Origin of the sequence: Sphingobium sp. B2 (assembly GCF_007693735.1) — a bacterium.
Lineage (GTDB): Bacteria > Pseudomonadota > Alphaproteobacteria > Sphingomonadales > Sphingomonadaceae > Sphingobium > Sphingobium xenophagum.
In genome coordinates, this window is the sequence record NZ_VDBZ01000001.1 from 1,752,966 (window position 1) to 1,779,111 (window position 26,146).

At 63.6% G+C, this 26,146-nt stretch carries 23 protein-coding genes and 1 pseudogene; 16 read left to right on the forward strand and 8 right to left on the reverse strand.

The features are described 5' to 3' along the window. Positions 1 to 42: 42 nt before the first annotated feature. The 3 genes from FE851_RS08460 (at position 43) to FE851_RS08470 (ending at position 3,169) form a co-directional block, all read left to right on the forward strand. On the forward strand, positions 43 to 483 hold the full coding sequence (locus FE851_RS08460) for a DUF934 domain-containing protein (protein WP_017182509.1): 441 nt from the start codon (positions 43 to 45) through the stop codon (positions 481 to 483). Then, positions 476 to 1,261 (forward strand): phosphoadenylyl-sulfate reductase, encoded by a 786-nt coding sequence (locus FE851_RS08465; protein ID WP_017182510.1) that lies wholly within the window; start codon positions 476 to 478, stop codon positions 1,259 to 1,261. Before FE851_RS08460 ends, FE851_RS08465 begins: the two co-directional genes overlap by 8 nt. Before the next feature lie 111 nt (positions 1,262 to 1,372). Then, a complete protein-coding gene (locus tag FE851_RS08470; protein WP_145201609.1) occupies positions 1,373 to 3,169 on the forward strand; it encodes a DUF885 domain-containing protein in 1,797 nt (598 codons plus the stop codon). Positions 3,170 to 3,300: 131 nt separating this feature from the next. Here FE851_RS08470 and FE851_RS08475 read toward each other — a convergent pair whose 3' ends face one another. After that, positions 3,301 to 4,788 carry a replicative DNA helicase gene (locus FE851_RS08475; RefSeq protein ID WP_145201613.1) on the reverse strand — a complete coding sequence of 496 codons (1,488 nt, stop codon included), beginning with the start codon at positions 4,786 to 4,788 and terminating at the stop codon, positions 3,301 to 3,303. 169 nt (positions 4,789 to 4,957) lie between these two features. Here FE851_RS08475 and FE851_RS08480 point away from each other — a divergent pair, with 169 nt between their 5' ends. From FE851_RS08480 to FE851_RS08510, 7 genes are all read left to right on the forward strand, one after another. After that, positions 4,958 to 5,440 (forward strand): UPF0262 family protein, encoded by a 483-nt coding sequence (locus FE851_RS08480; RefSeq protein WP_026002280.1) that lies wholly within the window; start codon positions 4,958 to 4,960, stop codon positions 5,438 to 5,440. 29 nt (positions 5,441 to 5,469) lie between these two features. Further along, the gene (locus tag FE851_RS08485) at positions 5,470 to 6,138 is read left to right on the forward strand and encodes a GH25 family lysozyme (RefSeq protein ID WP_019053249.1); all 669 of its coding nucleotides are present in this window, start codon (positions 5,470 to 5,472) and stop codon (positions 6,136 to 6,138) included. Beyond that, positions 6,066 to 6,593: a cytidine deaminase gene (locus tag FE851_RS08490; protein ID WP_353955675.1), complete on the forward strand. Its 528-nt coding sequence runs from the start codon at positions 6,066 to 6,068 to the stop codon at positions 6,591 to 6,593. The genes FE851_RS08485 and FE851_RS08490 overlap by 73 nt, the downstream gene beginning before the upstream one ends. A 7-nt stretch (positions 6,594 to 6,600) precedes the next feature. Beyond that, positions 6,601 to 7,155, forward strand: a complete 555-nt coding sequence (gene dcd / locus FE851_RS08495; protein WP_017182516.1) for a dCTP deaminase — start codon at positions 6,601 to 6,603, stop codon at positions 7,153 to 7,155. 21 nt (positions 7,156 to 7,176) lie between these two features. Continuing rightward, positions 7,177 to 7,947 (forward strand): metallophosphoesterase, encoded by a 771-nt coding sequence (locus FE851_RS08500; RefSeq protein ID WP_145201619.1) that lies wholly within the window; start codon positions 7,177 to 7,179, stop codon positions 7,945 to 7,947. A gap of 264 nt (positions 7,948 to 8,211) precedes the next feature. Then, the gene (locus FE851_RS08505; protein ID WP_145201622.1) at positions 8,212 to 10,968 is read left to right on the forward strand and encodes a TonB-dependent receptor; all 2,757 of its coding nucleotides are present in this window, start codon (positions 8,212 to 8,214) and stop codon (positions 10,966 to 10,968) included. A gap of 2 nt (positions 10,969 to 10,970) precedes the next feature. Beyond that, positions 10,971 to 14,114 (forward strand): amidohydrolase family protein, encoded by a 3,144-nt coding sequence (locus FE851_RS08510; RefSeq protein WP_145201625.1) that lies wholly within the window; start codon positions 10,971 to 10,973, stop codon positions 14,112 to 14,114. Positions 14,115 to 14,176: 62 nt separating this feature from the next. Here FE851_RS08510 and FE851_RS08515 read toward each other — a convergent pair whose 3' ends face one another. After that, positions 14,177 to 14,866 carry an anti-sigma factor family protein gene (locus FE851_RS08515; protein ID WP_145201628.1) on the reverse strand — a complete coding sequence of 230 codons (690 nt, stop codon included), beginning with the start codon at positions 14,864 to 14,866 and terminating at the stop codon, positions 14,177 to 14,179. Next, positions 14,863 to 15,351 (reverse strand): RNA polymerase sigma factor, encoded by a 489-nt coding sequence (locus FE851_RS08520; protein WP_145201631.1) that lies wholly within the window; start codon positions 15,349 to 15,351, stop codon positions 14,863 to 14,865. The genes FE851_RS08515 and FE851_RS08520 overlap by 4 nt, the downstream gene beginning before the upstream one ends. A gap of 88 nt (positions 15,352 to 15,439) precedes the next feature. On the opposite strand from FE851_RS08520, the gene FE851_RS08525 reads away from it, so the two are divergent. Both FE851_RS08525 and FE851_RS08530 read left to right on the forward strand, forming a co-directional pair. Beyond that, positions 15,440 to 16,723, forward strand: a complete 1,284-nt coding sequence (locus tag FE851_RS08525; protein ID WP_145201634.1) for a S8 family serine peptidase — start codon at positions 15,440 to 15,442, stop codon at positions 16,721 to 16,723. 99 nt (positions 16,724 to 16,822) lie between these two features. Then, a complete protein-coding gene (locus FE851_RS08530; RefSeq protein WP_145201637.1) occupies positions 16,823 to 17,452 on the forward strand; it encodes a hypothetical protein in 630 nt (209 codons plus the stop codon). A gap of 105 nt (positions 17,453 to 17,557) precedes the next feature. On the opposite strand, the gene FE851_RS08535 is transcribed toward FE851_RS08530, so the two are convergent. The 3 genes from FE851_RS08535 to FE851_RS08545 form a co-directional block, all read right to left on the reverse strand. Further along, positions 17,558 to 18,505, reverse strand: coding sequence for an alpha/beta hydrolase (locus FE851_RS08535; protein ID WP_145201640.1), 948 nt, complete (start codon positions 18,503 to 18,505; stop codon positions 17,558 to 17,560). Positions 18,506 to 18,642: 137 nt separating this feature from the next. Then, complete coding sequence (gene ctrA, locus FE851_RS08540) at positions 18,643 to 19,350, reverse strand: response regulator transcription factor CtrA (RefSeq protein WP_017182525.1); 708 nt, start codon at positions 19,348 to 19,350, stop codon at positions 18,643 to 18,645. A 208-nt stretch (positions 19,351 to 19,558) separates the two neighbouring features. Beyond that, positions 19,559 to 20,452, reverse strand: coding sequence for a LysR family transcriptional regulator (locus tag FE851_RS08545; RefSeq protein ID WP_107123756.1), 894 nt, complete (start codon positions 20,450 to 20,452; stop codon positions 19,559 to 19,561). A 105-nt stretch (positions 20,453 to 20,557) separates the two neighbouring features. Between FE851_RS08545 and FE851_RS08550 the strand changes: the two genes are divergently transcribed. Next, positions 20,558 to 21,277: a pirin family protein gene (locus FE851_RS08550; RefSeq protein ID WP_019053238.1), complete on the forward strand. Its 720-nt coding sequence runs from the start codon at positions 20,558 to 20,560 to the stop codon at positions 21,275 to 21,277. A gap of 107 nt (positions 21,278 to 21,384) precedes the next feature. Beyond that, on the forward strand, positions 21,385 to 21,984 hold the full coding sequence (gene wrbA, locus FE851_RS08555; RefSeq protein WP_145201643.1) for an NAD(P)H:quinone oxidoreductase: 600 nt from the start codon (positions 21,385 to 21,387) through the stop codon (positions 21,982 to 21,984). A gap of 123 nt (positions 21,985 to 22,107) precedes the next feature. Here wrbA and FE851_RS08560 read toward each other — a convergent pair. Next, a pseudogene (locus FE851_RS08560) lies at positions 22,108 to 22,617 on the reverse strand (alpha/beta hydrolase family protein); the annotation flags it as partial. A gap of 102 nt (positions 22,618 to 22,719) precedes the next feature. On the opposite strand from FE851_RS08560, the gene FE851_RS08565 reads away from it, so the two are divergent. After that, the gene (locus tag FE851_RS08565; protein ID WP_145201646.1) at positions 22,720 to 24,408 is read left to right on the forward strand and encodes a M28 family peptidase; all 1,689 of its coding nucleotides are present in this window, start codon (positions 22,720 to 22,722) and stop codon (positions 24,406 to 24,408) included. Between the two features lie 97 nt (positions 24,409 to 24,505). On the opposite strand, the gene FE851_RS08570 is transcribed toward FE851_RS08565, so the two are convergent. Next, entirely contained in the window at positions 24,506 to 24,940 is a 435-nt protein-coding gene (locus tag FE851_RS08570) for a DUF6265 family protein (protein WP_145204250.1), read from the reverse strand. Between the two features lie 116 nt (positions 24,941 to 25,056). On the opposite strand from FE851_RS08570, the gene FE851_RS08575 reads away from it, so the two are divergent. Beyond that, complete coding sequence (locus FE851_RS08575) at positions 25,057 to 26,040, forward strand: agmatine deiminase family protein (RefSeq protein WP_145201649.1); 984 nt, start codon at positions 25,057 to 25,059, stop codon at positions 26,038 to 26,040. Positions 26,041 to 26,146 lie beyond the last annotated feature (106 nt).

The window sequence follows — 26,146 nt, forward strand, 5'->3', positions numbered from 1 at the left end:
GCAAAGGCTTCGACTTCGCTCAGCCCGAACGGAAATTGTAAGATGGTTGAATTTCTCTCCTTCCGCGACGGCGAGTCCACGCAAGAACCCGCCGTGACGGTCGAATCCTTCACTGGCCAGTCCAACGCCACCGCCGTCCGCATCGAACCGGGCGAGGATGCACGCGAATTGCTGCCGCATCTGGACCGCCTTTCGCTGGTAGAGGTCAATTTCCCCGGTTTTGGCGACGGGCGCGGCTATTCGGCGGCGCGTATCCTGCGCGAAGCGGGCTATACCGGCGAATTGCGCGCGGTAGGCGATGTGCTGGTCGACCAGATCGTCGCCATGCGCCGCTGCGGTTTTGACAGCTTTCATCCCGCCAAGGCGCTGGACGATGCCGCCGTCGATCGCGCCCTCAACCGCTATGACGACGTCTATCAAAAGGCGATCGATGGCCGCACGCCCATTTGGGCCAAGCGGCACCCGGAGACACACAATGGCTGAAGCCGCCCGCACGCTCGACATCATCGACGCCCGCCCCGCCTTTACGCAGGCCGATGCGGACGCGCTCAATGCACGGTTTGAGGGTGTAGGTACGCTGGACATGCTCAAATCCGTCTTTGCCGAAGGGCTGGCGGGCAATGTCGCGGTCGTTTCCTCCTTTGGCACCGAAAGCGCAGTGCTGCTGCATTTGGTGGCGGAGGCGGACAAGAGCGTGCCGGTCATTTTCGTCGATACGCTCAAGATGTTTGCCGAAACCCTGGCCTATCGCGACACGCTGATCGACGCTTTCGGTTTTACCGACAGCCGCACGGTGACGCCGATTGCCGACGTGATCGCAAAGAAGGACGAGACCGGCCTGCGCTGGTCCTATGATCCCGATGGCTGCTGCGACATCCGCAAGGTGGAGCCGTTGAAGCGCGCCAAGGACGGGCTGGACGCCTGGATTTCCGGGCGCAAGGCATTTCAATCAGTGACCCGCCAGAATCTCCCCCGTTTCGAGGTCGAGGACGGACGTCTCAAGATCAATCCGCTGGGCGACTGGACCAAGGATGATCTGGAGGCCTATTTCGCCGAACATGCCCTGCCCCGCCACCCTCTGGAGGCCCAAGGCTATCTGTCGATCGGCTGCGAACCCTGCACGTCGAAGGTTCTGCCGGGTGAAGATCCGCGCGCGGGGCGCTGGCGTGGATGGGACAAGGTGGAATGCGGCATCCACTCCCCCGTCACGCCGATCCCGGTCGTGGACCCGGAAGACCCCGCCAATATGCCGGTATTCTGACGGCGCTGCGTAATCTTCCATTGTGGCTGCGTAACTTTATTACAAGCCTCTGGACGGATCGCATCTGCGGCTTAAGAGTCTCCCCTATTCAAAGATAAGGGAGCCTCTGCCATGGACCGTCGTGATTTTCTGCTCTCCTCCGGCGCCGTCGCCATTGCCGTCGCTGCCCCCCGCGCCTTTGCGCAAGGCAGCGACGATGCGCGGCTATCGGCGGCCTTCACCGCCATTTTCGATCGGCAACTGGACCTGTCCCCCACCTTCGTGACCAGCCTGGGGCTGGATAAGGGCGCGCGGGCCGGGGCGAAGAGCCAGTTGGACGACAATAGCAAGTCGGCGATGATGAAGCGGCTGGCAATGACGCAGGCGGCGATCAAGGAACTGGAGGGGTTCAAGACAGCCAATCTGTCCGCCCCGCAGCAGCTTAACCTGGATGTGATCCTCTATTCGCTGGGGCAGCAGACGGTTGCTCCCGCGACCTTCGGCCTCAATAGCGCGGTGCGCCCCTATCGCATCTTTCAGCAGGGCGGCAGCTATTTTTCGACGCCCGATTTCCTGAACACGGCCCACACCATCAACGCCGCCGCTGATTGCGACGCCTATCTGGCGCGGCTGGAGGCCTTTGCCCGCAACCTGCGTACCGACAGCGCGATGCAAAGGGACGAGGCGGCACGCGGTTATCTGGCGCCGGGCTGGTCGCTCGACCTGACGCTGGGCCAGATGAAGAAGCTGCGTGACCAGCCTGCCGCGAGCAGCAGCCTGGTCCAGTCGCTGGTCAAGCGCGCGGCGGCGAAAGGCATCAGCGGCGACTGGCAGGGCCCGGCGGCGGCGATCGTGGAAAAGAGCATCTACCCCGCGCTCGACGCACAGATTGCGATGATCGAAGGGCTGCGGCCCAGGACGGCGGCCGGCGACGGGGTATGGCGCACCCCGCGCGGCGAGGAGATTTATGCCGCTGCCTTGAAGAGCGCGACCACGACCGACCTGTCGGCGGCGGAGATTCAAGCCATGGGCGTCGAACAGGTGGCCGACATCAGCGCGCAACTCGATACGATCCTGCAAGGTGCGGGCTATAGCAAGGGAAGCGTCGGCGAACGGCTGGCCGCGCTCAATGCCGATCCGTCGCAGCTCTATCCCGATACCGGGCAGGGGCGCAGCGACCTGATCGCCGCACTCAATGCCGAAGCCAAGCTGATGCAGGCGAAATTGCCGCAGGCCTTTGCCACGATCCCCGACACGCCGCTGGAAATCCGCGCAGTGCCGGTCGAAATTCAGGATGGCGCATCGAACGGCTATTATAACCGCGCGGCACTGGACGGGTCACGCCCGGCCATCTTCTTCATCAATCTCAAGGCGATTGGCGACTGGCCCAAATATACGCTGCCCGCGCTCAACTATCATGAAGGGGTGCCGGGGCATCACCTGCAGATTTCGACCGCGCAGACGGCAGGCGATATTCCCATGCTGCGCAAGACCGCCTTCATGAGCGCCTATAGCGAAGGCTGGGCGCTCTATGCCGAGCAATTGTCGGACGAGTTGAAAGGCTACGCCACGCCGCTCGACCGGGCGGGCTATCTGCAATCCTTCCTGTTCCGCGCAGCGCGGCTGGTGGTCGACACCGGCATTCATTCGAAGCAATGGAGCCGTGAAAAGGCCACCGCCTATATGGTTGAAAAGACAGGCTTCACCCAGGCGCGTTGCCAGCGAGAGGTCGAACGTTACTGCACCCAGCCGGGCCAGGCGACCAGCTACAAGGTTGGTCATGGCGTGTGGACCAAAGCCCGCGCCGCGGCGCAGGCGGCCATGGGCGACCGCTTCGATATCAAGCAGTTCCACGCCATCCTTGAGGAAGGTGCGATGCCGCTGTCGATGCTGGAAGCGCGCGTCGCGGCGCGGGCGAAGATGGGATAACTTCTAAATCCTCCCCTGCAAGGGGAGGTGACTGACCAAAGGTCAGACGGAGGGGTGTCACCCCAAGGATAGGGCGACACCCCTCCACCATTTGCTACGCAAACGGTCCCCCTCCCCTTGCAAGGGAGGAATTACTCGTAGTCCAGATCCTGATAACTGTCGTCAGCGATGTCGGAAAAGCGCGTGATGCGCGCGTCGAACTTCATGCGGATGCGGCCGGTCGAACCGTGGCGCTGCTTGGCGACGATGACTTCGGCCAAACCGTAGATGCGGTCCATATTCTCACGCCAGACGGCATAGGCCGCTTCATCCTCGACCTTGGGTTCCTTGGCCGCTTCATAATAATCTTCGCGGAACACGAACCAAACCATGTCCGCGTCCTGCTCGATCGAGCCGGATTCGCGCAGGTCGGACAGTTGCGGTCGCTTGTCTTCGCGCTGTTCGACCGCGCGGCTTAGCTGCGACAGGGCCAGCACCGGCACATGAAGTTCCTTCGCCAAGGTCTTGAGACCACGGGAAATTTCCGAAATTTCGTTGACGCGATTCTCGTTGCCGCGCCCCGTGCCCTGCAACAGCTGAAGATAATCGACGACGATGAAGCCGACATCGTGGCGGCGCTTCAACCGGCGGGCGCGGGTGCGCAGCGCCGCGATGGTCAGGCCCGGCGTATCGTCGATGAACAAGGGCAGTTCCTGCAATTCCCGCGCGGCGCGAGACAGGTTCTGGAAATCGGCGCGGCTGATCTTGCCCATGCGTAGCGCTTCGCCGCTGATCCCCGATTGCTCCGCCAGCACGCGGGTCGCCAGCTGATCGGCGGACATTTCGAGCGAAAAGAAGGCAGTCTTGGCCCCCATATTCTTTTCGGGCGGGATGCCGTCCGCATTGTCGCGCAGCCAGCGGGACGCGGCATTATAGGCGATGTTGGTGGCGAGCGAGGTCTTGCCCATGCCGGGGCGTCCGGCCAGAATCATCAAGTCCGAATTGTGCAGACCACCGATTTTCGCGTTCAGGCTGTTGATGCCGGTCGTGATGCCCGACACATGGCCGCCACTGTTGAGCGCGCGTTCGGCAACCTGCACGGCGGCGGTAGAGGCGGCCAGAAAGCTCTTGACCGATCCGCCCTCACCTTCCCCTTCGGATACTTTATAGAGCGCGACTTCGGCTGCCTCTATCTGTTCGCGGGGATTGACATCCTCGCTCGTGTCCATTGCATTTTCAACCAGTTCCCGGCCAACGCTGACAAGCTGTCGCAGCAGGGCCAGGTCGTAGATCTGCGATGCGAAATCGCGCGCGCCGATCAACGCAGCGCCATTGCCGGTCAGCTGCGCCAGATAGCCCGCCCCGCCCAGTTCCCTGAGCGCCGGGTCTTGATCCAGCATGGGTTTGAGCGTCACTGGATTGGCGACCATGTCGCGGTCCAGCAGCTTCATGATCGCGTCATAGATGCGGCCATGCATCGGCTCGAAAAAATGCTCTGCCTTGATCTTGAGCTGAACATCCTCCGCCAGCCGGTTGTCGATCATCAGCGCGCCGAGCAGGGCTGCTTCCGCCTCCACATTGCGGGGGAGTTCAGGGGCGCCGGCTTCTGCGGCGTTGTTCATTTTTACGACTTCGACCATGCCCCTCTATTCCTCCCCCCGCCGCCCGCGTGCAAGGCCCAAGGTCGAAACGACGATGGCTAGCTGTGGATAAGTGCCCGCCCCTGCGATGCCCGCCGCGCATTTGCGCATGATCGCCAAGTCCTGCTTGCATTTCGCGGGCCGTCGCCGCACTGAGGCTGATCGCAATATGGCCGACCCGCGCATCATAGACATCAAGCTCGACGAGCGGACGATCCTGTGGCGCAATGCCGACGTCGAACAGGAACGGCGCATCGCGATCTTCGACCTGCTGGAGGATAATATGTTCGCGCCCCAGCGCGTGCATCCCGACGGCTATGCCGGGCCTTACAAGGTCGTGCTGCGGGTCGAGGAAGGCCGGTTGGTGATAGAGATCAACCGCGACGATGACAGCCCGCTCGAAGCCGTCATCCTGGGGCTGGGCCGGTTCCGGCGACCGATTCGCGAATATTTCGCCATATGCGACAGCTATTATCAGGCGATCAGCAATGCCTCGCCCGCGCAGATCGAAACGGTCGACATGGCCCGGCGCGGCATTCACAATGACGCGGCGGAAATGCTGCGTGAGCGGCTGGAGGGCAAGATCGAGGTCGATTTCGATACGGCGCGTCGCTTGTTCACGCTGATCTGCGTGCTGCATATCAAGGGGTAGGGACAATCGGGCGACTGACTCTGGGGGGATTGCTGGTCCGTGTCGCGCTGGCGCTCACGCTGGTTGCCGTGCTGGCGCTGGCGCTGTTCTTCTATGCGCGCAACTGGGCGCCGAGCCGGGACGATTATCCCGTGCAGGGGCTGACCGTCAGTTCCGACAATGGCCCGATCGACTGGGGGACGCTGGCGGCGCAGGGGGCGGATTTCGCCTATATCCGTGCGGCCAAGGGCGCAGACTGGCGCGACCCGGACTTTGCCGTTAACTGGCGCGGCGCGCGCACCGCCGGGATGCGTTATGGCGCGATGCTGGAATTCAGCCTGTGTCGGCTGGCCAGCGATCAGGCGACCCGCTTCATGACCACGGTGCCGCGCGACAATGCCGCCCTGCCCCCGGTTATCCGCCTGGCGTTCGACCCCACCTGCACCGCGCGACCGGGGCGCGACCTATTGCTGTCGGAACTCAATACGCTGGTCAATCTGGTCGAAAGCCATGCGGGCAAGACGGTCTTGCTCAACGTGACCGAGGATTTCGACAAAAGCTATGACATCGGTTCTGGCATCAACCGCACACTGTGGCTGGACGGCAATTTCTTCCCGCCCGATTACGCCACCAGGCGCTGGGTGATGTGGACAGCCAGCGACATGCGGCATATCGACGGGATCGACGGTCCGGTCAGATGGGATGTGGTGGCGCCATGACGCGCGAGGCGGAAATTGCGGAACTGGTGGCGGCTGCGCGCGCGGCGATGGCCAACGCCCATGCGCCCTATAGCCGCTTTGCCGTGGGCGCTGCGGTGCGGCTGACCGATGGCAGCATCGTCACCGGCTGCAATTTCGAAAATGCAAGCTATGGCCTGTCGCTCTGCGCCGAAACGGTCGCGCTGGCGACGGTCAATGCGCAGGGCCGCTTCGCCGATGTCGCCGCCATCGCCGTGGTCGGCGGCGCCATGGATGGCGCTGGCCAGGCGATCGTCACCCCATGCGGCCGCTGCCGCCAGGTCATGAACGAAGCCGAACAGATGGCCGGACGCCCGCTGGCCATCTATTGCGCGACGCCCGATGGCGGACAGATAGTCGAACATAGCGTCGCGGCATTGCTGCCCCATGCCTTTGGTCCGGCGGACCTTGGCATCACTCCTGTCAGGAAGAACTGAACTGCCCATGTCGATATTGTCGGATAAATGGATTCGCGAACAGGCACTGAGCAACGCCATGATCGAGCCGTTCGTGGAAAGCCAGCGGCGCGACAATTGCATCAGCTATGGCCTGTCCTCCTATGGCTATGACGCGCGGGTGGCGGACGAGTTCAAGATTTTCACCAATATCGACAGCACCATCGTCGATCCGAAGAATTTCGACACCAACAGCTTCGTCGATCGCAAGACCGACTGCTGCATCATCCCGCCCAACAGCTTCGCGCTGGCCCGCACGGTCGAATATTTCCGCGTACCGCGCGACGTGCTGGTGATTTGCCTGGGCAAATCGACCTATGCCCGCTGCGGCATCATCGTCAACGTCACCCCGCTGGAACCGGGCTGGGAGGGGCATGTGACGCTGGAATTTTCCAACACGACGCCCCTGCCCGCCAAGATCTACGCCAATGAAGGCGCATGCCAGTTCCTGTTCCTGAAGGGCAATGAACCGTGCGAGGTCAGCTATGCCGACCGGGCAGGTAAATATATGGGGCAGCAGGGCGTGACGTTGCCGCGCCTGTGACGACGTGCCAGACTATGGCTCATGAAATGGTTGCGGACATGGCTGGCACGCGGAACGCCGACTGAAGCATTGCCCCCGCCGAGCATAGGCGACCGACGCGTTTACGCGATTGGCGATGTGCATGGCCGCGCCAGCCTGCTCGACGCGTTGCTGATATTGATCGCACAGGATGATGCCCAACGCGGCGCGATGCCCCCGCACATCATCCTGCTGGGCGATCTGGTCGATCGCGGCCCATCATCCCGGCAGGTGATCGACCGGGTGATGGCCATGGTCGCATCAGGCGGCGACGTGCGCTGCCTGAAAGGCAATCATGAGGAGATTTTCGTCCTAGCGGCGCGAGGCGAAGTCCGGGCGGTACCTGTTTTCCGCCGGATGGAGGGTGCGGCGACTCTGGCCAGTTACGGGCTTGACCCATTATTGTTCGGCGTCATGACCGATGAAGAGGTCGTGGCGTGGATGCTGAACAATGTTCCGCGTGAGCATGTCGATTTTCTCGACGCCCTGCCCGATCAGGTCGAAATGGACGATTATCTGTTCGTTCATGCCGGTATCCGGCCGGGTGTGGCGATCGACGCGCAGAACGGGGCCGACCTGCGTTGGATAAGACGCGAATTTCTGGATCATGAAGGCGCGCATCCCAAGATGGTCGTGCATGGCCATAGTATCACTGACGATGTCGATCTTCACCCCAACCGGATCGGCATCGACACGGGCGCCTATTATTCGGGGCGGCTGACGGCGATCGGCCTGCAGGGCACCGACCGCTGGTTTCTCCAGACCAACGACTGACGGCGTTCACTCTTTATCTTCTGCGGCGCAGCATGTTGATGATGCAGCGGCGGCAGCCACAAACTGTTGAAAGTCGGGCGCCGATTCGCGGCCAGGAAAATCCATAGCGGATTGCTACCTTTGCTTCGTTTCTAAAGGGCAGAGCGGCCCAGATGCTGCCATCCAGGGGAACAGATCATGCGTGCTATTCATGCGTTAACCGGGCTTTGCCTGGCGTCTTGCCTCGTGCCTTCATCTCAAGCCTTCGCAGCTGCAAAACAGGACTTGGCGCTCACTCAGCGTCACAAGTTCGACATTCATGTCCAGCCGCTCAGCAGCGCGCTGCGCCAGCTTTCCACGCAATCGGGCGTGCGTATCCTGTTCCCCTATGACGAGGTGGCCGCGATCCGCAGTCGCCGTATCCAGGGCTGGCTGTCGACGCAGGAGGCGCTGGGGCGTCTGCTGGCGGGCACTGACCTGAAAATGGAACAGGCGGGCGCGGGCGTGATCGCGCTGGCCGCCCCGGCCAATCGCAGCGCGGCGCGGCGCAGTCCGCTCTCGCTCCAGTTCGCGCAGGCTGGCACAGCGGGCAGCGTCGCCCCGGCCGCGCTCGCCCCCGCCCCCGAACCGATCGAGGATTCAACGCCGATCATCGTCACCGGGACGCGCGCGACCAACCGCACTGTCGCTGACAGCCTAGCGCCGATCGACGTTCTGGGCACCAAGGATCTGGAAGCGAGCGGCAAACAGTCGGTCCGCGACCTGCTGGGCACGCTGGTTCCGTCCATCAACGTGTCGAACAATGGTGCAGGCGCCAGTTGGGCGGTGCGTACCCTGTCGCTGCGCGGCCTTGGCGGGGACCAGTTGCTGGTACTGGTGAACGGCAAAAGGCGGCATAATTCGGCGACATTGTTCATCAACGGGTCAGTGCAGAATGGCCAGTCGCCGCCGGACCTGGACCTGATCCCCGGCAATGCGATCCAGCGGATCGAGGTGCTGCGCGATGGCGCATCGGCGCAATATGGTTCTGACGCCATTGCCGGTGTGGTCAACATCATCCTGAAAAACGATACGGCCGGGGGTGCGGCGCTGACGCTGGGCACCACGATGGACAATGGCGGCGAACAGGGCCGTTGGCAGTTGGACAATGGCTTCGCGATCGGCCCGGACGGCGGCTATATTCACCTTGCGGCGGATGGCGTTCTACAGGCCGGGACGATCGTGAAGGGCTCGCCGATCGCCGGCACCTATTATCCCACCGGCGATCCGCGGAACGACAATCCTGCCCTCGACCGCTACCGCGGCAAGGCCGGCCAGCCCGAAGTCATCGGCGGCAATGTCAGCTATGACGCCATGCTGCCGATCGGTGGCAGCGTGGAAGCCTACAGCTTTGGCACCTATTCCAAGCGCCATGCCGCAGGCTGGCTGACCTACCGCACGCCCGCCGCGCTCAACAATATCATCGAAATCTATCCCGAAGGCTATATCCCGCGCATCCATGTCTATGACGAGGATTTCCAATATGCGCTGGGCGTGCGCGGGGAAATCGGCGGCGGCGTGCATTTCGACCTGAGTTCCACCTATTCGCAGAATGAGGTGAAGTATAAGCAGACGACGTCGCTCAACCCGTCCATGGGCACGGCAAGTCCGACGAACTTTTATCTGGGCAAGATCCGGTTCGACGAATGGACCAACAATCTGGATTTCAGCAAGGAACTGGATGTCGGCCTGGCCGGGCCGCTGTCTGTCGCGGTCGGGGCGGAATATAAGAAAAACAAGTTCATGATCGGCGCTGGCGATCCGGAATCCTATATCGACGGCAAATATGTGTCGCCGCCGGGTGCCTGGCTCGCAGGTCGGCAACGTACCGGCGTCGGCGCGCAGGGCGTGACGGGTTTCGTTCCCGAAGGCACGGGAAGCTGGAGCCGCAGCAACTGGAGCGCCTATCTCAACCTGGAAGGCACGATCGTCGAAGGGCTGGAATTCGGCCTCGCCGGGCGGCACGAGGATTATACCGACTTTGGCACCACCGACACCGGCAAGGCGTCACTGCGCATCGAACCGATGCGCGGCTTCGCCATCCGTGGCACGGCCAGCACCGGCTTTCGCGCACCCACCCTGCAACAGCAGCATTACGCGTCATCCTCCACCATCGGCGTGATCCAGAACGGCGTCAGCGTCCTGTTGCCGGTGCAGGCATTGCCGGTCGAGGGTGCGGCGGCCAAGGCTTTGGGCGCGGTGCCACTCAAGCCTGAAAAGTCCGTCAACTTCTCTGCGGGCATCGTGCTGACGCCCGCGCCGAACCTGAACATTACGGTCGATGCCTATCAGATAAAGATCAAGGACCGCATATTGCTGAGCGAAACGCTGAGCGGCCCGGTAGTCATCAATGCACTGGAAGCGGCCGGCATTTACGGGATCGCCGGTGGCCTGATCTTCTCCAACGCCGCCGACACGCGGACGCGCGGCCTGGACATTGTCGGCACCTATCGGGCGGGGCTCGGTGACATGGGCCTGGCAACGATCAGCCTGTCGGCCAATTTCAACAAGACCATTTTCACCCATATCGATCCTGTCCCCGGACCGATTGCCGCATCCGGCCTGGCGCTGATCGGCCGAACCAAGCAGGGCGACCTGACCGAGGGCACGCCGCGCAACAAGTTCATCGCCAACATCCTTTGGGAAAAGGATGATTTCAACATGAACCTGCGTGCCACGCGCTTTGGCAAGATCACGCAGCGCGCGAATGCCACCGCCTTTCACACGGCCGACTTTACCGCGTGCGCAGTCAATGTCGTGAGCCCTGTCTGCTTCCGCGACTTTGTGGACGAAGAATTGAAGCCCAAGGTCATCGTCGATCTGGAGATCGGGTATAAATTGACCAAGGGGATCAAGCTTTCGGTTGGCGCGAACAATCTGCTGAATACCTATCCCAACAAGTTGAAGCCGGTAAACCAATTCGTCGGCTTTCTCTACAACAGCTATGCCCCCTATGGCATTAGCGGGGGCTTTTATTATGGCCGCCTGAATCTGGAGTTCTAGGCATGAAGAACGAACCGGGCGTGAGCCGGCGCGAGGCGATTGCGGCGGGCGGGATCGGCTTGCTGGCGGCGGGCAGCGTTGCGTCGGTCGCGCAATCGGAAGGCGCGCCGGGGGCAGGCAAGGAGACGATGGTGCGTGTAGAGGACGCCACCAATGTCGCACTCTCCTTGTCGCCCGATGGTAGCCGGATCGCCTTCGACCTGCTCGGCATCTTGTGGACGATGCCGGTCGCGGGCGGACCGCTGCAACGGCTGACCGGCGATTTTGACGATCTGGCCCAGCCCGACTGGTCGCCCGATGGCAAGCGCATTGCGTTCCAATCCTATCGCAGCGGCAATTTCCACATCTGGTCGGTCGCGGCCGATGGCAGTGACATGCGCCAGCATACGGACGGGCTGCTGGACGATCGTGAACCGCGCTGGTCGCCCGATGGACGGACCATCGCCTTTTCCAGCGATCGGGCGGACGGGCGCTACGCCATCTATCTGCTGGATGTGGCGTCAGGCCGGGTGGCGCCGCTGTCCAGCGGAACGAGCAATGACAGCGAACCGTGCTGGTCGCCCGATGGCCAGCGGATCGCCTATGTGGCGGGCGGTACGAAACTGGTTATCGCCGATGTCGCGACCGGCGCGGTCAGCGAGGCGGCATCAGTGCCTCCGTCCCCCGATCGCTTCAATCCGTCGGCCATCATGGCCCCGACCTTCGCGCCGGACGGCCGTATCGCCTATACGCGCGTCCAGCCCGGTTCCGTAACGCTGGTCGTGGACGGCAAGGATGTGGTTGCGGGCGAAGATCTCTACCCCTTCCGCCCCGCTTTCACGGCGGATGGTGAGATCCTCTATGGCTCCGGCGGCAAGTTGCGGCGCTGGCAGGCCGGTAAGGCGACGGTCGTGCCCTTCACCACGCAAGTTCCGGTGACGACGCCCGATTACAGCAAGAAGGCACGCGATTTCACCTCCACGACGCCAAAACCCGTCCTGGGCATTGCCGCACCGATGCTGTCGCCCGACGGCAAGCAGATCGTCTTTGCCGCGCTCAATGATCTTTATCTGATGCCGGTCGGCGGGACGCCCCGCATCCTCGTTGGCGATGCCTTCCACAAATGCGATCCGGCCTGGTCGCCAGACGGCCGGACCATCGCCTATAGTTGCGACCGGGGCGGAACGCTGGACCTGTGGCTGCATGACGTCAGCACCGGCAAGGAACGGCAACTGACCAACATCCCCGACAAGGCGGTCGCCTGGGGCAGCTGGTCGCAGGACGGAAAGCTGATCGCCTTTCTGGATCAGGAAGGCGCGCTCCATACCGTCGAAGTCGCGAGCGGCACGGTGCGCAAGCGCTTCGATGCGATATGGGAACCGGGGCGGCCCAGTTTCGGTCCCGATGGCAAGACCATCGCCTATGCCGCCTTCAAGCCGGTGACGGGCCGCTATCGCGAAGGAGCAAGCCAGATATTGTCGATCGATCTGGCGACCGGCAAAGGCACCTATCGCCCGGTGTTCGACGGCAAGTCGCTCGGCACGCGCGGCCATGACGGGCCGGTCTGGTCGCCCGATGGCAAAGCAATGGCCTTTGTGTTCGCCAGCACGCTGTGGGTCGCGCCCGTCGCACCGGACGGCAGCTTCACCGGCGCGCCGCGCCAGGTCAGCACCGAACTCGCCGATGCGCCAAGCTGGAGCGGCGATTCCCGGTCACTCCTGTATCTGAGCGGCGGCAAATTGTGGCTGGTGCCGGTCTCTGGCGGCAAGCCGCAGACCGTGCCTTGCCGCCTGACATGGGCCAATGCCAAGCCTTCGGGTCGCACCGTCATCAGGGCTGGCAAGGTCTGGGACGCGCTGTCCCCGGCCTACAAGAGCGGCGTCGACGTGGTGATCGACGGCAACGTCATCACCGCGGTCACGCCGCATGATGGCGGCGCGCCGTCCGACGCCAACGCCCGCTTCATCGACGCGCCGGACCTGACGCTGATGCCGGGCCTTATCGACATGCACACCCACCGGCAGATGGCGGGCTATGGCTATGGCGACCGGATGGGGCGTCTTTGGCTCGCCATGGGTATCACCGCGACGCGATCACCGGGCTGTCCGGCCTATCACATGGTCGAGGACCGCGAGTCGATCCAGAGCGGCAAGCGGATCGCCGCGCGCCATTACGCCACGGGCGAAGCAATCGATGGCGGGCGCATCTTCTACAATTTCATGCGGCCAGTGACCGAGCCGGGGCAGATGACGCTGGAACTGGAGCGGGCGCGCCTGCTCGATTATGACATGGTCAAAACCTATGTCCGCCTGCGCCACGACACGCAGAAGGAAGTGGTCGACGCATCGCACCGGATGGGGATGCCCTTGTCATCCCATTATCATTACCCCGCGCTTCACAGCGGCATGGACTGCATGGAGCATATCGGCGCGACTAACCGCTACGGCTATTCGCGCACCGTCACGGCGCTGGGCGGTGGCTATCATGACGTCAATGATCTGTTCTCTGCCGCCAGGGCCGGGCGGACGCCGACATTGTTCGCTGCGACTGCGCTGCTGGGGCTGGACGACAGCTTCACGCGCGATCCCCGGATCACCACCCTCTATCCCGACTGGGAGTTCGCCAAGCTGACCGGACGGGTCAAGGCCATGTCGGGCGAAGGTGGCGCGGTGATGCTGGCGTCGCTGGAACGGCAGGTGGCGCAGATCAAGCAGATGCTGGCGGCGGGATGGCACCCCCTGTCCGGCACCGACGCACCGATTGATCTGACCGCGATCAGCCTGCACCTCAACCTGCGGGGCATGGTGAAATATGGCGTGTCTCCGCTCGACGCGCTGATGATGACGACGCGCTGGTCGGGTGAATTTCTGAACGAGCCGATCGGCCGGATCGAACGCGGCATGTTGGCGGACCTGATCCTGGTGGAGGGCGATCCGTTGAAGGATGTCAGCGCCGTCGCCAATGTCCGGCAGGTGGTGGCCAACGGCGTAGTGCATACGCCTGAGACGCTGATGGCCCCGTTCGCCACCGCAAAGCCGCAGGCCGAGCTGACCCCGGTGCTACCGATGCTGGCCGACGCCCACCAGCATTTCTGGTGGCACGATGCCGAATATGTGGAATCCAGCCGGGCCGCATGTTGTGCGGGCCATGCGGTGGAGCATGTCTAGGCTGGCGGCGGACTGATACGCCATCAGGAATAGCGACTCGAAGAGCGAACGGGCGGAGGTCCCTAACGCCAGCCGTTCGCTTTCGCGGCCTTCTCCCCCGCCGCGTCAACGGGCGCGCCCTCGATCAGCGCGTCGACCGTCGCCATGACCCGCACGTCCGCTGACGACGCCTGACGATAGCCATGCGCCTGCCCCGCGCCGGGCAGCGCCTGCTGCACTTGCCAGCCATCGCCCTCACGACATGCAACGCCCGCGAGTGTCCCGTCGAAGCTGCGGCACCAGCCGCCGCCCTTGCGCTGGAAGGTCAGGCCGATGCGGATCTCGCCATCGCTCTGTGCCGAGGCCAGTTGCGTGTCGAGCGCCTGCGCCAGCCCGCCCTGCGCGATCATGACGCCATTCTGCACGCCGATCGGTCCACCTTCCCCACCGCTCAGGCGACCAAGGCCAAGGCCCAGAACAAGGCTTGCGGCGATCGCGCCGCCCGTCACCCATCCCCGCCAGCGCGGTGCAGGGCGCGCCAAAGGCACGACCCTGGCGCTATCCTCCACCAGAGCGCGCATCGCCTCAGGCAGCGGTTCCTGCGCGATCGGCGCATAATGGCCCGCCAGCCGCTCCCGCAAGCGGCGGTGCATCGCCACGCGCTCGGCCAGTGCAGGGTCTTCCGCCATGGCGCGTTCGACGCGGCGGCGGGTTACATCATCCAGCTCGCCATCGACCAGTGCGATCAGCATGGCTTCGTCAATATCGGTCATGCCGCTTCCCCCATCAGTTCAATGAGCGCTCCGCGCCCGCGCACAAGCCGCGATGTCAGCGTCCCCATCGGCACCCCCAGCACGGCGGCGGCCTCCTTGTAGGACAGGCCCTCCACCAGCACGAGCGCGATGGCTTCGCGCTGTTCATCCGGCAGCGCCTGCATCGCCCGATCCACGTCCGACAGGTGCATATGCGTCTCGATGTCATGATCGCCGGCATGACCGACATGCTCGCCCGCTTCTTCCGACGCGAATGTCTTGGCCGCCCGCTGCCGCGCGCGGGCTTCGTCGATCCACAGGTTGCGCATGATCCGATATATCCAGCTGTCGAGGCGCGTGCCCGGCTGCCATTGGTCGCGCGCCTTGAGCGCCCGCTCCAGCGCAGCCTGGCACAGGTCGTCGCCATCGACACGATCGCGCGACAGGCTGGCGGCAAAGCGCCGCAACCTGGGCAGGATCGCCAGCAAATCATGCTCGAACGACATCGGGCCTCCGTACATTGTTCCTGGGATGAAACGTCCCTGCCCGGTCGTTTCATCCCATAGTCGAAGAAAAAACGGAAATATTCGTGCGATGGATTATCATGCACCCGAAAGGACCGGTGACGACGCAATGAAACTGACCCGCCCCTGGATGATCGCCGGGCTGATGCTGATTGCGCCGGGCGCACAGGCGCAACTGCTGGGCGGCAGCGGGCCTGTGGGTCAGGTGGTGCCCGATGTGTTGAACCGGGTCGACGGGCTGGTCGAAGGCAGCGGACTGGAGCGCCTGTCCCCGGCGCGGCTGGCCGATCGGCTGGCGTCGGCGCGCGCGACACGGGTGGGCGATCTGCTGCGGCGGCATGGCGATAGGGTCGAACTGGACGACCGGCGCGAACCGGCGCGGCGGGGAGTGATATTGCTGACCGGCGCGGATGCCGCCAGTCTCGACGCGCTCAAAGCCGCGGGTTTTGGCGTGGATAACGAGGCGGTGGATGGGCTGGACCTGACCATTGTGCGGTTGCAAGTGCCGCAGGGCCGCAATCTGGCGCGGGCGCTGAAGGATGTGCGCAGGATCGCGCCCAGGGCGCAGGCCAGCGCCGACAATCTCTATTTCCCCGGCGGGTCGGCCAATGGCGCGGCTGCGGGCATACTGGCAGGAGGCGGTACGGTCGGACCCGGCGCAGCGGGACTGATCGACGGCGGCGTCGCGCGCCATCCGGCGCTGACCGGGCCGGTCGAACAGCGTGGCTTCGCGCGTGGTGCGCCGCGCGCAAGCGCCCATGGCACGGCGGTCGCTTCGCTGATCAGCGGGACAGGCAGCGTGCGCGGCGCAGCTCCTGGTGCGCCCTTGTTGGTCGCGGACGTCTATGGCGATGATCCGGCGGGCGGGGGCGCCTTTGCGATCGTGCGCGCGCTGGGATGGATGGCGGCGCGCGGCGTGCCGGTTGTCACGGTCAGTCTGGTCGGGCCTGACAATCCGCTATTGGCGGGCGCGATCCGGCTGGCGCGCGACAAGGGCGTCATGGTGGTCGCAGCGGTGGGCAATGACGGCCCGGCAGCACCGCCCGCCTACCCCGCTTCCTATACGGATGTGGTCGCCGTCACCGGCATTGACGGACGCGGACGCCTGTTGCCCGAAGCGGGCTGCGCCGCCCATGTGGATTTTGCCGCACCGGGTGCGGACCTGAACGCAGCGCGCAGTGACGGTGGCAAGGGCGCGGTGCGCGGCACCAGCTTTGCCGCGCCGTTGGTTGCCGGACGCTTGCTGATGCGGGGCAGCCTGAATGCGCTGCTGGCTGAAGCGGAGGCGCCAAAGGGCAAGGCGCGCGGCTTCGGCAAGGGCATCATCTGCGCCACATGCAGAAATAATGACTAATTTTTAATCGGTTACGATTTTTTCCGCCAGCGCGGGATTAAACGCCTGTCTCCTCCCGTTGTCCCTGCATTGCATCGACAATCAACAAGGAGATGAGCGATGAAGAGCAAGTTCATGATCGTGGCGGCCTGTATCGCAACCCTGACCGCGGTTCCCGCATCGGCCCAATTGCTGGGCGGCGGTGGCGGCGGTGGCGGTCTGCTGGGCGGGTCGATCGGCGGCGTAGGCAGCAGCTTGGGCGGCACGCTGGGCGGGTCGGGCAGCGGTGGCATCGGCCTCGACCGCAGCATCGACCTCGACAATGGCCGGGTCGGCGCGAACGGATCGGGCAATGGCCGGGCCGATGGCAATGCCAGCGGTTCGCTGACCCGCCAGGACAAGAGCCGCAGCGGCAGCGCGTCGGGTTCGGCCAGCGGATCGGCGGGCGGCAGTCTGGCGGTCGACACGCTGGGTACCAGCGATGCGCGTAACGCCGTGGGCAATGTGCGTGATCGGGCCGCCAATGGCGTCGGGGCAGTACGGGATCGGGCGAACGGTGCCGTCAGTACAACCAAGGACCGGGCTGGACAGGCCGTTGGCGCGGTTCGTGATCGGACAGGATCGACCGTTGGCAGCGCAACCGGCGCTGTAAACGGCGCTGCATCGATCGACGCCAGCGGCCAGGTTTCAGGGGGTGGACAAACTGCTGGTTCGACCAGCGCCGCTCCTGAAAGTCAGGCGGAAGATTGACCCCGCAGGGGAAAGGGGGATGGCGGCCAAGTTCCAAGCCGTCATATCCCGCCCCGTCGCCTGACCGGGCCGACGATCCAGACCGGATCGTCGGCCCATTTTGCATCAATCGAGGGCAAGCATCCGGCGGATTGCGCCGGTCAGGTCATTGCGCGATTGCTGCGCGACGCGCGCGGTCGCCACCATGTCGAAAGCATGGATCGCGCCCGGATAGACATGACATTCCACCGGCACCCCTGCCCCGGCCAGACGCCGTACGAAATCCAGATCCTCGTCAAGAAACAGATCGAGCGCCCCGACCGCCACATAGGTCGGCGGCAATCCAGCCAGATCATCCGCCAGCGCCGGAGAGAACCAGCCCTTGCGCGCATCGTCGCAGCCATAATCGCCGCGCAATGCGTCCCAGCAAAACTGGTTGGAAGCGCGTGTCCAGATGAATTCGCCGGTGCCTGCCGATTGCCAGCGGCATTCCGCTCCGCCGGTGCGATGGTCCAGCATGGGATAGATCAGGATTTGGCCCGCCAGCGCCATGTCGCCCCGGTCCCGCACCATCAGCGCCAGCGCCGCCGCCAGCCCGCCACCGGCGCTTTCCCCCAACACGACGATGCGCTGCGGATCGATGCCAAGCGTATCGGCGTGTGCGACCAGCCACTCGATCGCGGCGTAGCAATCCTCCTGTGGCCCCGGAAAGGCTGTTTCGGGCGCCAGTCGATAATCGACGGAGGCGGCGACGAACCCCATGGCCTCTGCCATCGGCCCGATCGAGCGGCTCGCCGCATCAGCCGTCCCCATCACCATGCCACCGCCATGGATGTGCAATATGGCTGGACGGGGCCGAGCGGCAGGATCGGCATTGAAGATATGAAGCGGCACATCCGGCGCGCCATCGCGACCGGGGATCATGCGAATGTCGGGAATTGCCACCGGCCCAGGCCTGTCCATCGCAGCCATGCCCGCCCGCATGATCGGCAGCGCATCGTGGCTTAGGTCCAGATCCGGCAGAAAATCGAGCACGGGGACGATTTCTGGATCAATCAGATGGCGGGTCGTCATGGCCTCTCCTGGGAAATTATATCCTTGGCGGACATTCTCCTATGGCACGCCCGGCCCCGTCACAACGGAAAAGGCCGATGATCCTGTCGGATCACCGGCCTTTACACCCCCCGTTTGGCGCATGACGCGCGAAAGCGTCAGGCGACCTTGGCCTGTTCTTCCAGCGCCTCTTCCGGATCGCGCAGCACATAGCCACGGCCCCAGACGGTTTCGATATAATTGTCGCCGTTGCAGGCCAGCGCCAGTTTCTTGCGCAGCTTGCAGATGAACACGTCGATGATCTTGAGTTCCGGCTCGTCCATCCCGCCATAAAGATGGTTGAGGAACATTTCCTTGGTCAGGGTCGTGCCCTTGCGGAGCGAGAGCAGCTCCAGCATGGCATATTCCTTGCCGGTCAGGTGAACGCGGTTGCCGTCCACTTCCACCGTCTTGGCGTCCAGGTTGACCGCCAGCTTGCCGGTACGGATGACCGATTGCGAATGGCCCTTCGACCGGCGCACCACGGCGTGGATACGAGCGATCAGCTCTTCGCGATGGAAGGGCTTGGTCACATAATCGTCGGCGCCAAAGCCGAAGGAGCGGACCTTGCTGTCCATTTCGGCAATACCCGACAGGATCAGCACCGGCGTCTGCACCTTGGCAGCGCGGAGCTTCTTGAGCACGTCATAGCCGTGCATGTCGGGCAGGTTGAGATCCAGGCAGATGATGTCGTAATCATACAGCTTGCCGAGATCGAGACCTTCCTCGCCCAGATCGGTTGTATAGACATTGAAACCTTCGGTCGTGAGCATCAGCTCAATCGCCTTGGCGGTGGTCGGTTCATCCTCAATCAGCAGCACGCGCATGTGAAGCCCCTTTGCGTCGCAGGTCCGTTCACCCCACCAGAACGGCATCTACTCCAATTCATTAACCAAAAAACTTCTGAAGGACAAAGGTTAATTTTTCGCTAACCCGCAGAAATCCACGAGTCGCCAAAAAACGAATCTATTTACAAAGAGTTGAGGCCGAAACGATTCTCCGCGAGTCAAGAATGATTCACCTGCGAAACGAGCATCAGCAGCCATGGTGCCGGGTGATGAAATCCAGCAGCGCATCGACGCGGGCGGGGCGCAATCGCGACGGCGGCGTGACGAGATGGAGGCCGAAGGGCGGCGCGCGCCAATCGACCAGCACCTCCTCCAGTTCGCCGCTGGCCAGCGCTTCACCCACGATGAAATCGGGCAGTCGGGCGATGCCCACGCCGGCGCGCAGGGCCGGCAACATCGCGTCACCGCTATTGACGGTGAGGCGCGATCGGACCTGCACCACCACATTTTGTTGCCCCGGTCCGGCAAAGCGCCACACGTCCGGCGTGGTGACGTTGGAATAGCAGAAGCAGTCATGACCGCTCAGATCGGACGGATGCATGGGCCGTCCCCGCGCCGCCAGATAGGCGGGTGACGCGACGACATGAATATCCACGTCGGCCAGACGGCGGGCGCGGAGCGAACTGTCGGGCATGTCGGCGATGCGGATGGTCGCATCCAGTCCCATTTCGATAAGGTCGATATGCGCGTCGGACAGATGCAGGTCGATATCGACCAGCGGATGTTCCTGCGTGAAGCGAGCGATCAGCGGGGCGATGCGCAACAGGCCAAAGCTCATCGGCGCGCCAAGCCGGACGACACCCGACAGGTCGGCGGTTTCCTCGCGCGCGGCTTCCTCCGCCGCCTGCCCTTCGGCCAATATGCGATGGGCATGGTCGGCCAGCCTCTTGCCGCTTTCAGTCAGCGCCAGACGGCGGCTGGTGCGGTTGAACAGGCTGGTATCAAGATGCTCTTCCAGCCGGGTCACGGCCTTGGACACGGTGGCTTTCGACACGCTCAGCGCCCTCGCCGCGTCGGTGAAGCTGCGATGTTCGACCACGGCGGCGAACATCGCCCAGGCCTCAAAATCAGGTAGTCGCATGGGGAAACAATCCGTTTCGATGCTGCGTGTTTCGGAAACGATCCTGATCACTAGATTGGCGGAAAGCAAGCCGGAAGTCCGGTCGATATTTGGAAAGGCAAGGATATGAATACGCATACCGCAAACCGTATCGAGCGCCGCCCCTTCGCGTCGCTGGGTCATGCCGATCATGGCTGGCTGAATGCCCGCCACCATTTTTCATTCGCCGATTATCATGACGATGACCGCATGCACTGGGGTGCGATCCGGGTATGGAATGATGACGAGATCGGCCCGCGTTCGGGCTTTCCGCCCCACCCCCATGCCGACATGGAAATCATCACCTATGTCCGCACCGGCGCGATCACGCACAAGGACAGCTTGGGCAATCAGGGCCGCACGCAAGCGGGCGATGTTCAGGTCATGTCGGCCGGCACCGGCATCCGGCACGCCGAATATAATCTGGAGGACGTAACGACCACCCTGTTCCAGATCTGGGTCATCCCGCGCGCACGCGGCGGCAGCCCAAGCTGGGGCGCCAAGCCGTTTCCGCGTGGTGAGCGGTCGGGCAAGCTGGTCGTGCTGGCCAGCGGCTATGACGAGGACGCCGAAGCCCTGCGTATCCGCGCCGACGCGCGCCTGCTGGGCGGCACCATCCGTGCGGGTGAGAGCGTGACCTATGACAGCGCGGAAGGACGCCATCTCTATCTGGTGCCCGCGACGGGACGGATCACTATCGATGGCGAGACGTTCGAAGCACGCGATGGCGCGGCGATCATTGGTGGCGCGCCCATCACCATCACCGCGATCGAGGATGCCGAAATCGTCCTGGTCGACAGCATCTAGGCTTTCCGGCGCGTCCTTCCCCCGGACGGGCTGGCCGCCGCCCGCGCATTCTCCCCCTCCCCTTGCGCGGGCGGCACCCCCTTTTCCCTTCAACCAAGGAGCACATCATGGCTAAGGTTCTGGTTCTCTATTATTCCTCCTACGGGCATGTCGAAACGATGGCCAAGGCAGTCGCCGAAGGCGCTGCCGCCACGGGCGCGCAGGTCGACATCAAGCGCGTACCCGAAACCGCGCCGCTCGAAGTCGCCAAGAACGCGCATTTCAAACTGGATCAGGACGCCCCCGTCGCGAGCGTGGAAGAGCTGGCGGGCTATGACGCGATCGTCGTCGGCACCGGCACCCGTTTTGGCCGCATATCCAGCCAGATGGCGGCCTTCCTGGACCAGGCCGGCGGGCTGTGGGCGCGCGGCGCGCTCAATGGCAAGGTAGGCGGGGCGTTCACCTCGACCGCCAGCCAGCATGGCGGACAGGAAACCACGCTGTTTTCGATTATCACCAACCTGCTGCATTTCGGCATGACCATCGTGGGTCTGGACTATGGCTTCCAGGGCCAGATCGGCGTGGACAAGGTGCGCGGCGGATCGCCCTACGGCGCGACGACGCTGGCCGACAGCGACGGCAGCCGCCAGCCGTCCGAAGAGGAACTGGACGGCGCGCGCTATCAGGGCCGCCGGATCGCGGAAACCGCGATCAAACTGCACGGCTGACGGTTATCGGCCGATCACATCGTCTGTAAGTTGCAGCTGCCGAGCCTCCGGGTCGTACCAGGGTGAAGGCAAGCCGCGGAGGCTGGTGCGTAAGGACTGTGCGCCAGCCTCCTTTTCCATCGCCTATTTCCCGGCGGCGAGCAGGAAGTCAGCGCTCTGTTGCAGCATATCGGCGCGGGCATCACTGTCGTTCAGGCCATGTGCAAGCCCGTCATAAATGACGAGACGGCTGCGCTTGCCCGCCCCTTCCAGCTTGCCCTGCATGATCTTCGCCTGGGTGATGTCGACATTGCCGTCGGCGGTGCCATGGAACATCAGCACCGGCGCGCGGAACTGCGCGGCGTGGCTGGAGGGGGACGCTTCCTCGGCTTCCGTTCCCGTGCCCATGCGCTGCTGCTGCACCAGATAGCTGCTGTCAAACTGGGCACGCCGCAGCCGATCGCCAAAATCGGTAACGGGGGCAATCGCGACGACAGCTTTGAAGAGATCAGGATCGATCACCTGCGCCTGTAACGCCGCATAGCCCCCATAGGACCAGCCAGCGATCGTCAGTCTGGCGGGATCGGCAATGCCCTGCGCGACCAGCCAGCGTCCGGCATCGACAACATCACCGATCGCCGTGCGCCAGGACCGGATGTCGCGCGCAACTGCCTTGCTTGCCCTTGCTCTCTCACAATGGCATCACGGGGCATTACAATCGTACAATAACAACTCTCAGATAGGGGATATGCCCTGATGCGAACGTCGCTGCTGGCCCTTGCGGCCGCCCTCGCCCTCCCGCTCGCCGCTTGTTCCAGCGACGGAGCCGACACGCCGCCCGCTTCGGCATCGGCGACGACTCCGGCTGCGGTCGAACCGTCGATCGACACGATGAAACGGCTGGTGCAGGAGCTTTCGTCCGACGCCTATGAAGGCCGCGCGCCCGGTTCGGCTGGCGAGGAAAAGACTCTGGCCCTGCTCGCGGCCGAATTCGGCAAGCTGGGCCTGAAACCCGGCAACAAGGGCAGCTGGTTTCAGGATGTCCCGCTGGTCGAGATTACCGCGAAAAATGTGTCGCCACTCAGCTTCACCGGCGGCAAGACCCCGGTCAGCGCGACCTATGGCCCGGAAATGGTGATCGGCACCTATCGCACCACGCAGCCGAAAATCGCGGTCAAGGACAGCCCGGTCGTGTTTGTCGGCTATGGCATCAACGCCCCTGAAAAGGGGTGGAACGACTATGCCGGCGTGGATGTGAAGGGCAAGACGGTCATCATCCTGGTCAATGATCCCGATTATGAAACGTCGGGACTGACCGGGCCGTTCAATGGCCGGGCGATGACCTATTATGGCCGCTGGACCTATAAATATGAGGAAGCGGCGCGGCAGGGCGCGGCCGCCGCGATCATCGTGCATGACACGGTGCCTGCCGCCTATGGCTGGAATGTGGTGCAATCGAGCTGGACCGGCGCGCAGCATGTCGCCGACAGTGCGGACGGCAATGCCGGCCTTTCCGCCGCAATCGGCTGGATCCAGAAGGACAAGGCGAAGGCTCTGTTCGCCAGCGCGGGGATGGACCTTGATGCGCAGATGGCAGCGGCCAGGAAGCCGGGCTTCAAGGCCGTGCCGCTGGGCGCGGTCAAGGCGTCGGTGTCGTTCGACAATGACCTGCGCAAACATATGTCCAAAAATGTCGTGGCGCTGCTGCCCGGCAAGACGCGACCCGACGAATATGTGCTTTACAGCGCCCATTGGGACCATCTGGGCCATTGCCAGGCGGCGCCGGACGGCGACGACATCTGCAACGGCGCCGTCGACAATGCGACCGGCACGGCGGCGCTGGTGGCCTTGGCGGAAGCCAATGTGAAGGCCGGGCCGACCGATCGCAGCCAGGTGTTTCTGGCGGTAACGGCAGAGGAATCGGGGCTGCTTGGATCGGCCTATTATGGCAGCAACCCGGTGTTCCCCTTCGCACAGACCGTGGGCGGCGTGAATATGGACGCCCTCTCGGTCGCGGGGCTCGCCAAAAATGTCGTGGTGATCGGCAAGGGCAAGTCGCAGCTCGACGCCTATCTGGACCGGGCGCTTAGCGCACAGGGACGCGTCGCGACGCTGGAGCCGACGCCGGAGAAGGGCTATTATTACCGCTCCGACCATTTCAGCTTTGCCAAGCACGGACTGCCGATGCTCTATTTCGAGGGGGGCGAGGATCTGGTCAACGGCGGCACGGCGGCAGGTAACGCCGCAGCGGAGGATTATACCAAGAACCGCTATCATGGGCCCAAGGACGAATATGATCCCAATTGGGACTGGACCGGGGTGCTGGCCGACCTGAAACTCTATTATAATGTCGGGCGGGATCTGGCGACCGGCAGCGACTGGCCCAATTGGGTGGAGGGCGACGAATTCCGTTCCATTCGGGACAAGGACCGGGCGGGGAAGTAAGCCGTCCCGCCTCCGTTCGTTTCGAGCGAAGTCGAGAAACGCAGCCATTGTGTAGGCGGCTTCTCGACGATGCTCGAAGCGAGCGGCGGTTGGTCATTCACTCGCCCATCGGCGCATATGTCCAGCTTTGTGTCTGGCTGCCATCCATTTTCGCCGTTTCGGCCATCAACAGCCGCCCTTCCGGCCAATAGCGGATGCGTTGCGGATAATCATGGTCGGGATTGGCGAAGCTGATGTCCCGCACGCCTTCTGCAATGGCCGGGAATATCGTCGCTGCTCCCCCTTCCGGTGCGCCGTGGAAGGCGAGCGATCCGTCAGCCGCCCGCACGATCCGCATGACTTCCCAGGATCGCAGCACGCCACCACGCCCGGTCCGCCCCACGCCGATCATCACGCCCCCGCGCGGGAGTGTCCACACCTCCTCGGTCCAGCGATCGTCCCGCACTTGCAGCCATTCGCCCGTCAGCCAGTCGGGCAATTCGCCCGCACGCGCTGTTGCGGACAATGCCAGCAAAAGGGCGGCGGCAACCATCGAAACTCTTCTCTTCACGGCTTTCGCCCTCTGTCCAGACCCGATCCGGCACGCTATGGAGCGCGCATAACGCCCGCTATCACGGATCGGCGCCGCTGCCGAGCAAGGACCATATCATGACATTCCGTATGCCCGCCGAATGGGCGCCGCACGACTGGACCTGGATCGGCTTTCCGACCAACCCGGCCGAATGGCCCGGCGCTTTCGAAGGCGCGCGGACGCAAATCGCCGCCTTTGCCAGCGCACTCCATGCCGAGGGCAAGGGGGAAGAGGTTCGGCTGGTCGCAGCCAATGCAGCGGATGCGGAGGCCGCGCGGGCATTGGTCGCGCCGGGCGTCACGATCATCGAGCACAGGCTGGGCGACGTCTGGCTGCGCGACACTGCGCCCATCGCGGTGCTGAACGGCAAGGCGCGGGCGCTCGTCGATTTCGGATTCAATGGCTGGGGCGGCAAATATCAGATGCCCGGTGACGAGGATATTGGCGCGCGGCTGGCGGCCACGACCGGCCTGCCGACTTCGACCCAGAACTGGATATTCGAAGGGGGCGCGGTGGATACCGATGGCAGCGGTCTGTTCGTGACGACGGAGCAATGCCTGCTGAACCCCAATCGCAACCCGGATCTGGATCGCGGCAAGATCGAGACTCTGCTTGCCGGAAGCCTTGGCCTCTCCGACATGCTGTGGCTGGGCGACGGGTTGCTGAACGATCATACCGACGGCCATGTCGACAATCTGGCCCGCTTCGTCGGCGATGGCCTGCTGGCGCTGCCGATCGCAACGACCGATGATGATCCCAATGCGGCGATCTACGCCGATGCACGCGCGCGGGCAAAGGCCCATGGCATAGAGGTCGTGGACATCCCGTCGCCGGGACTGGTGATCGTGGATGGAGAAGCGATCCCCGCCAGCTACATGAATTTCTATATCGGCAACGCAGCCGTCATCGTGCCCATCTATGGCCAGCCCAATGATCAGGCCGCTCTCGATGCTCTGCGCCCCTTCTTTCCAGGTCGGGATATTGTCGGGCTGCGCAGCGATGCCATATTGTCAGGCGGCGGCAGCTTTCATTGTTGCAGCCAGCAAATGCCGAGTATCTAACCTCAACCGTTCGGGCCGAGCGACGTCGAAGCCCGCGCCCGAGCGCAAGCGAAGGCACCTCGCAATCGCTCGATGGAGCCATTCGACAGGCTCAGGGCGAACGGAG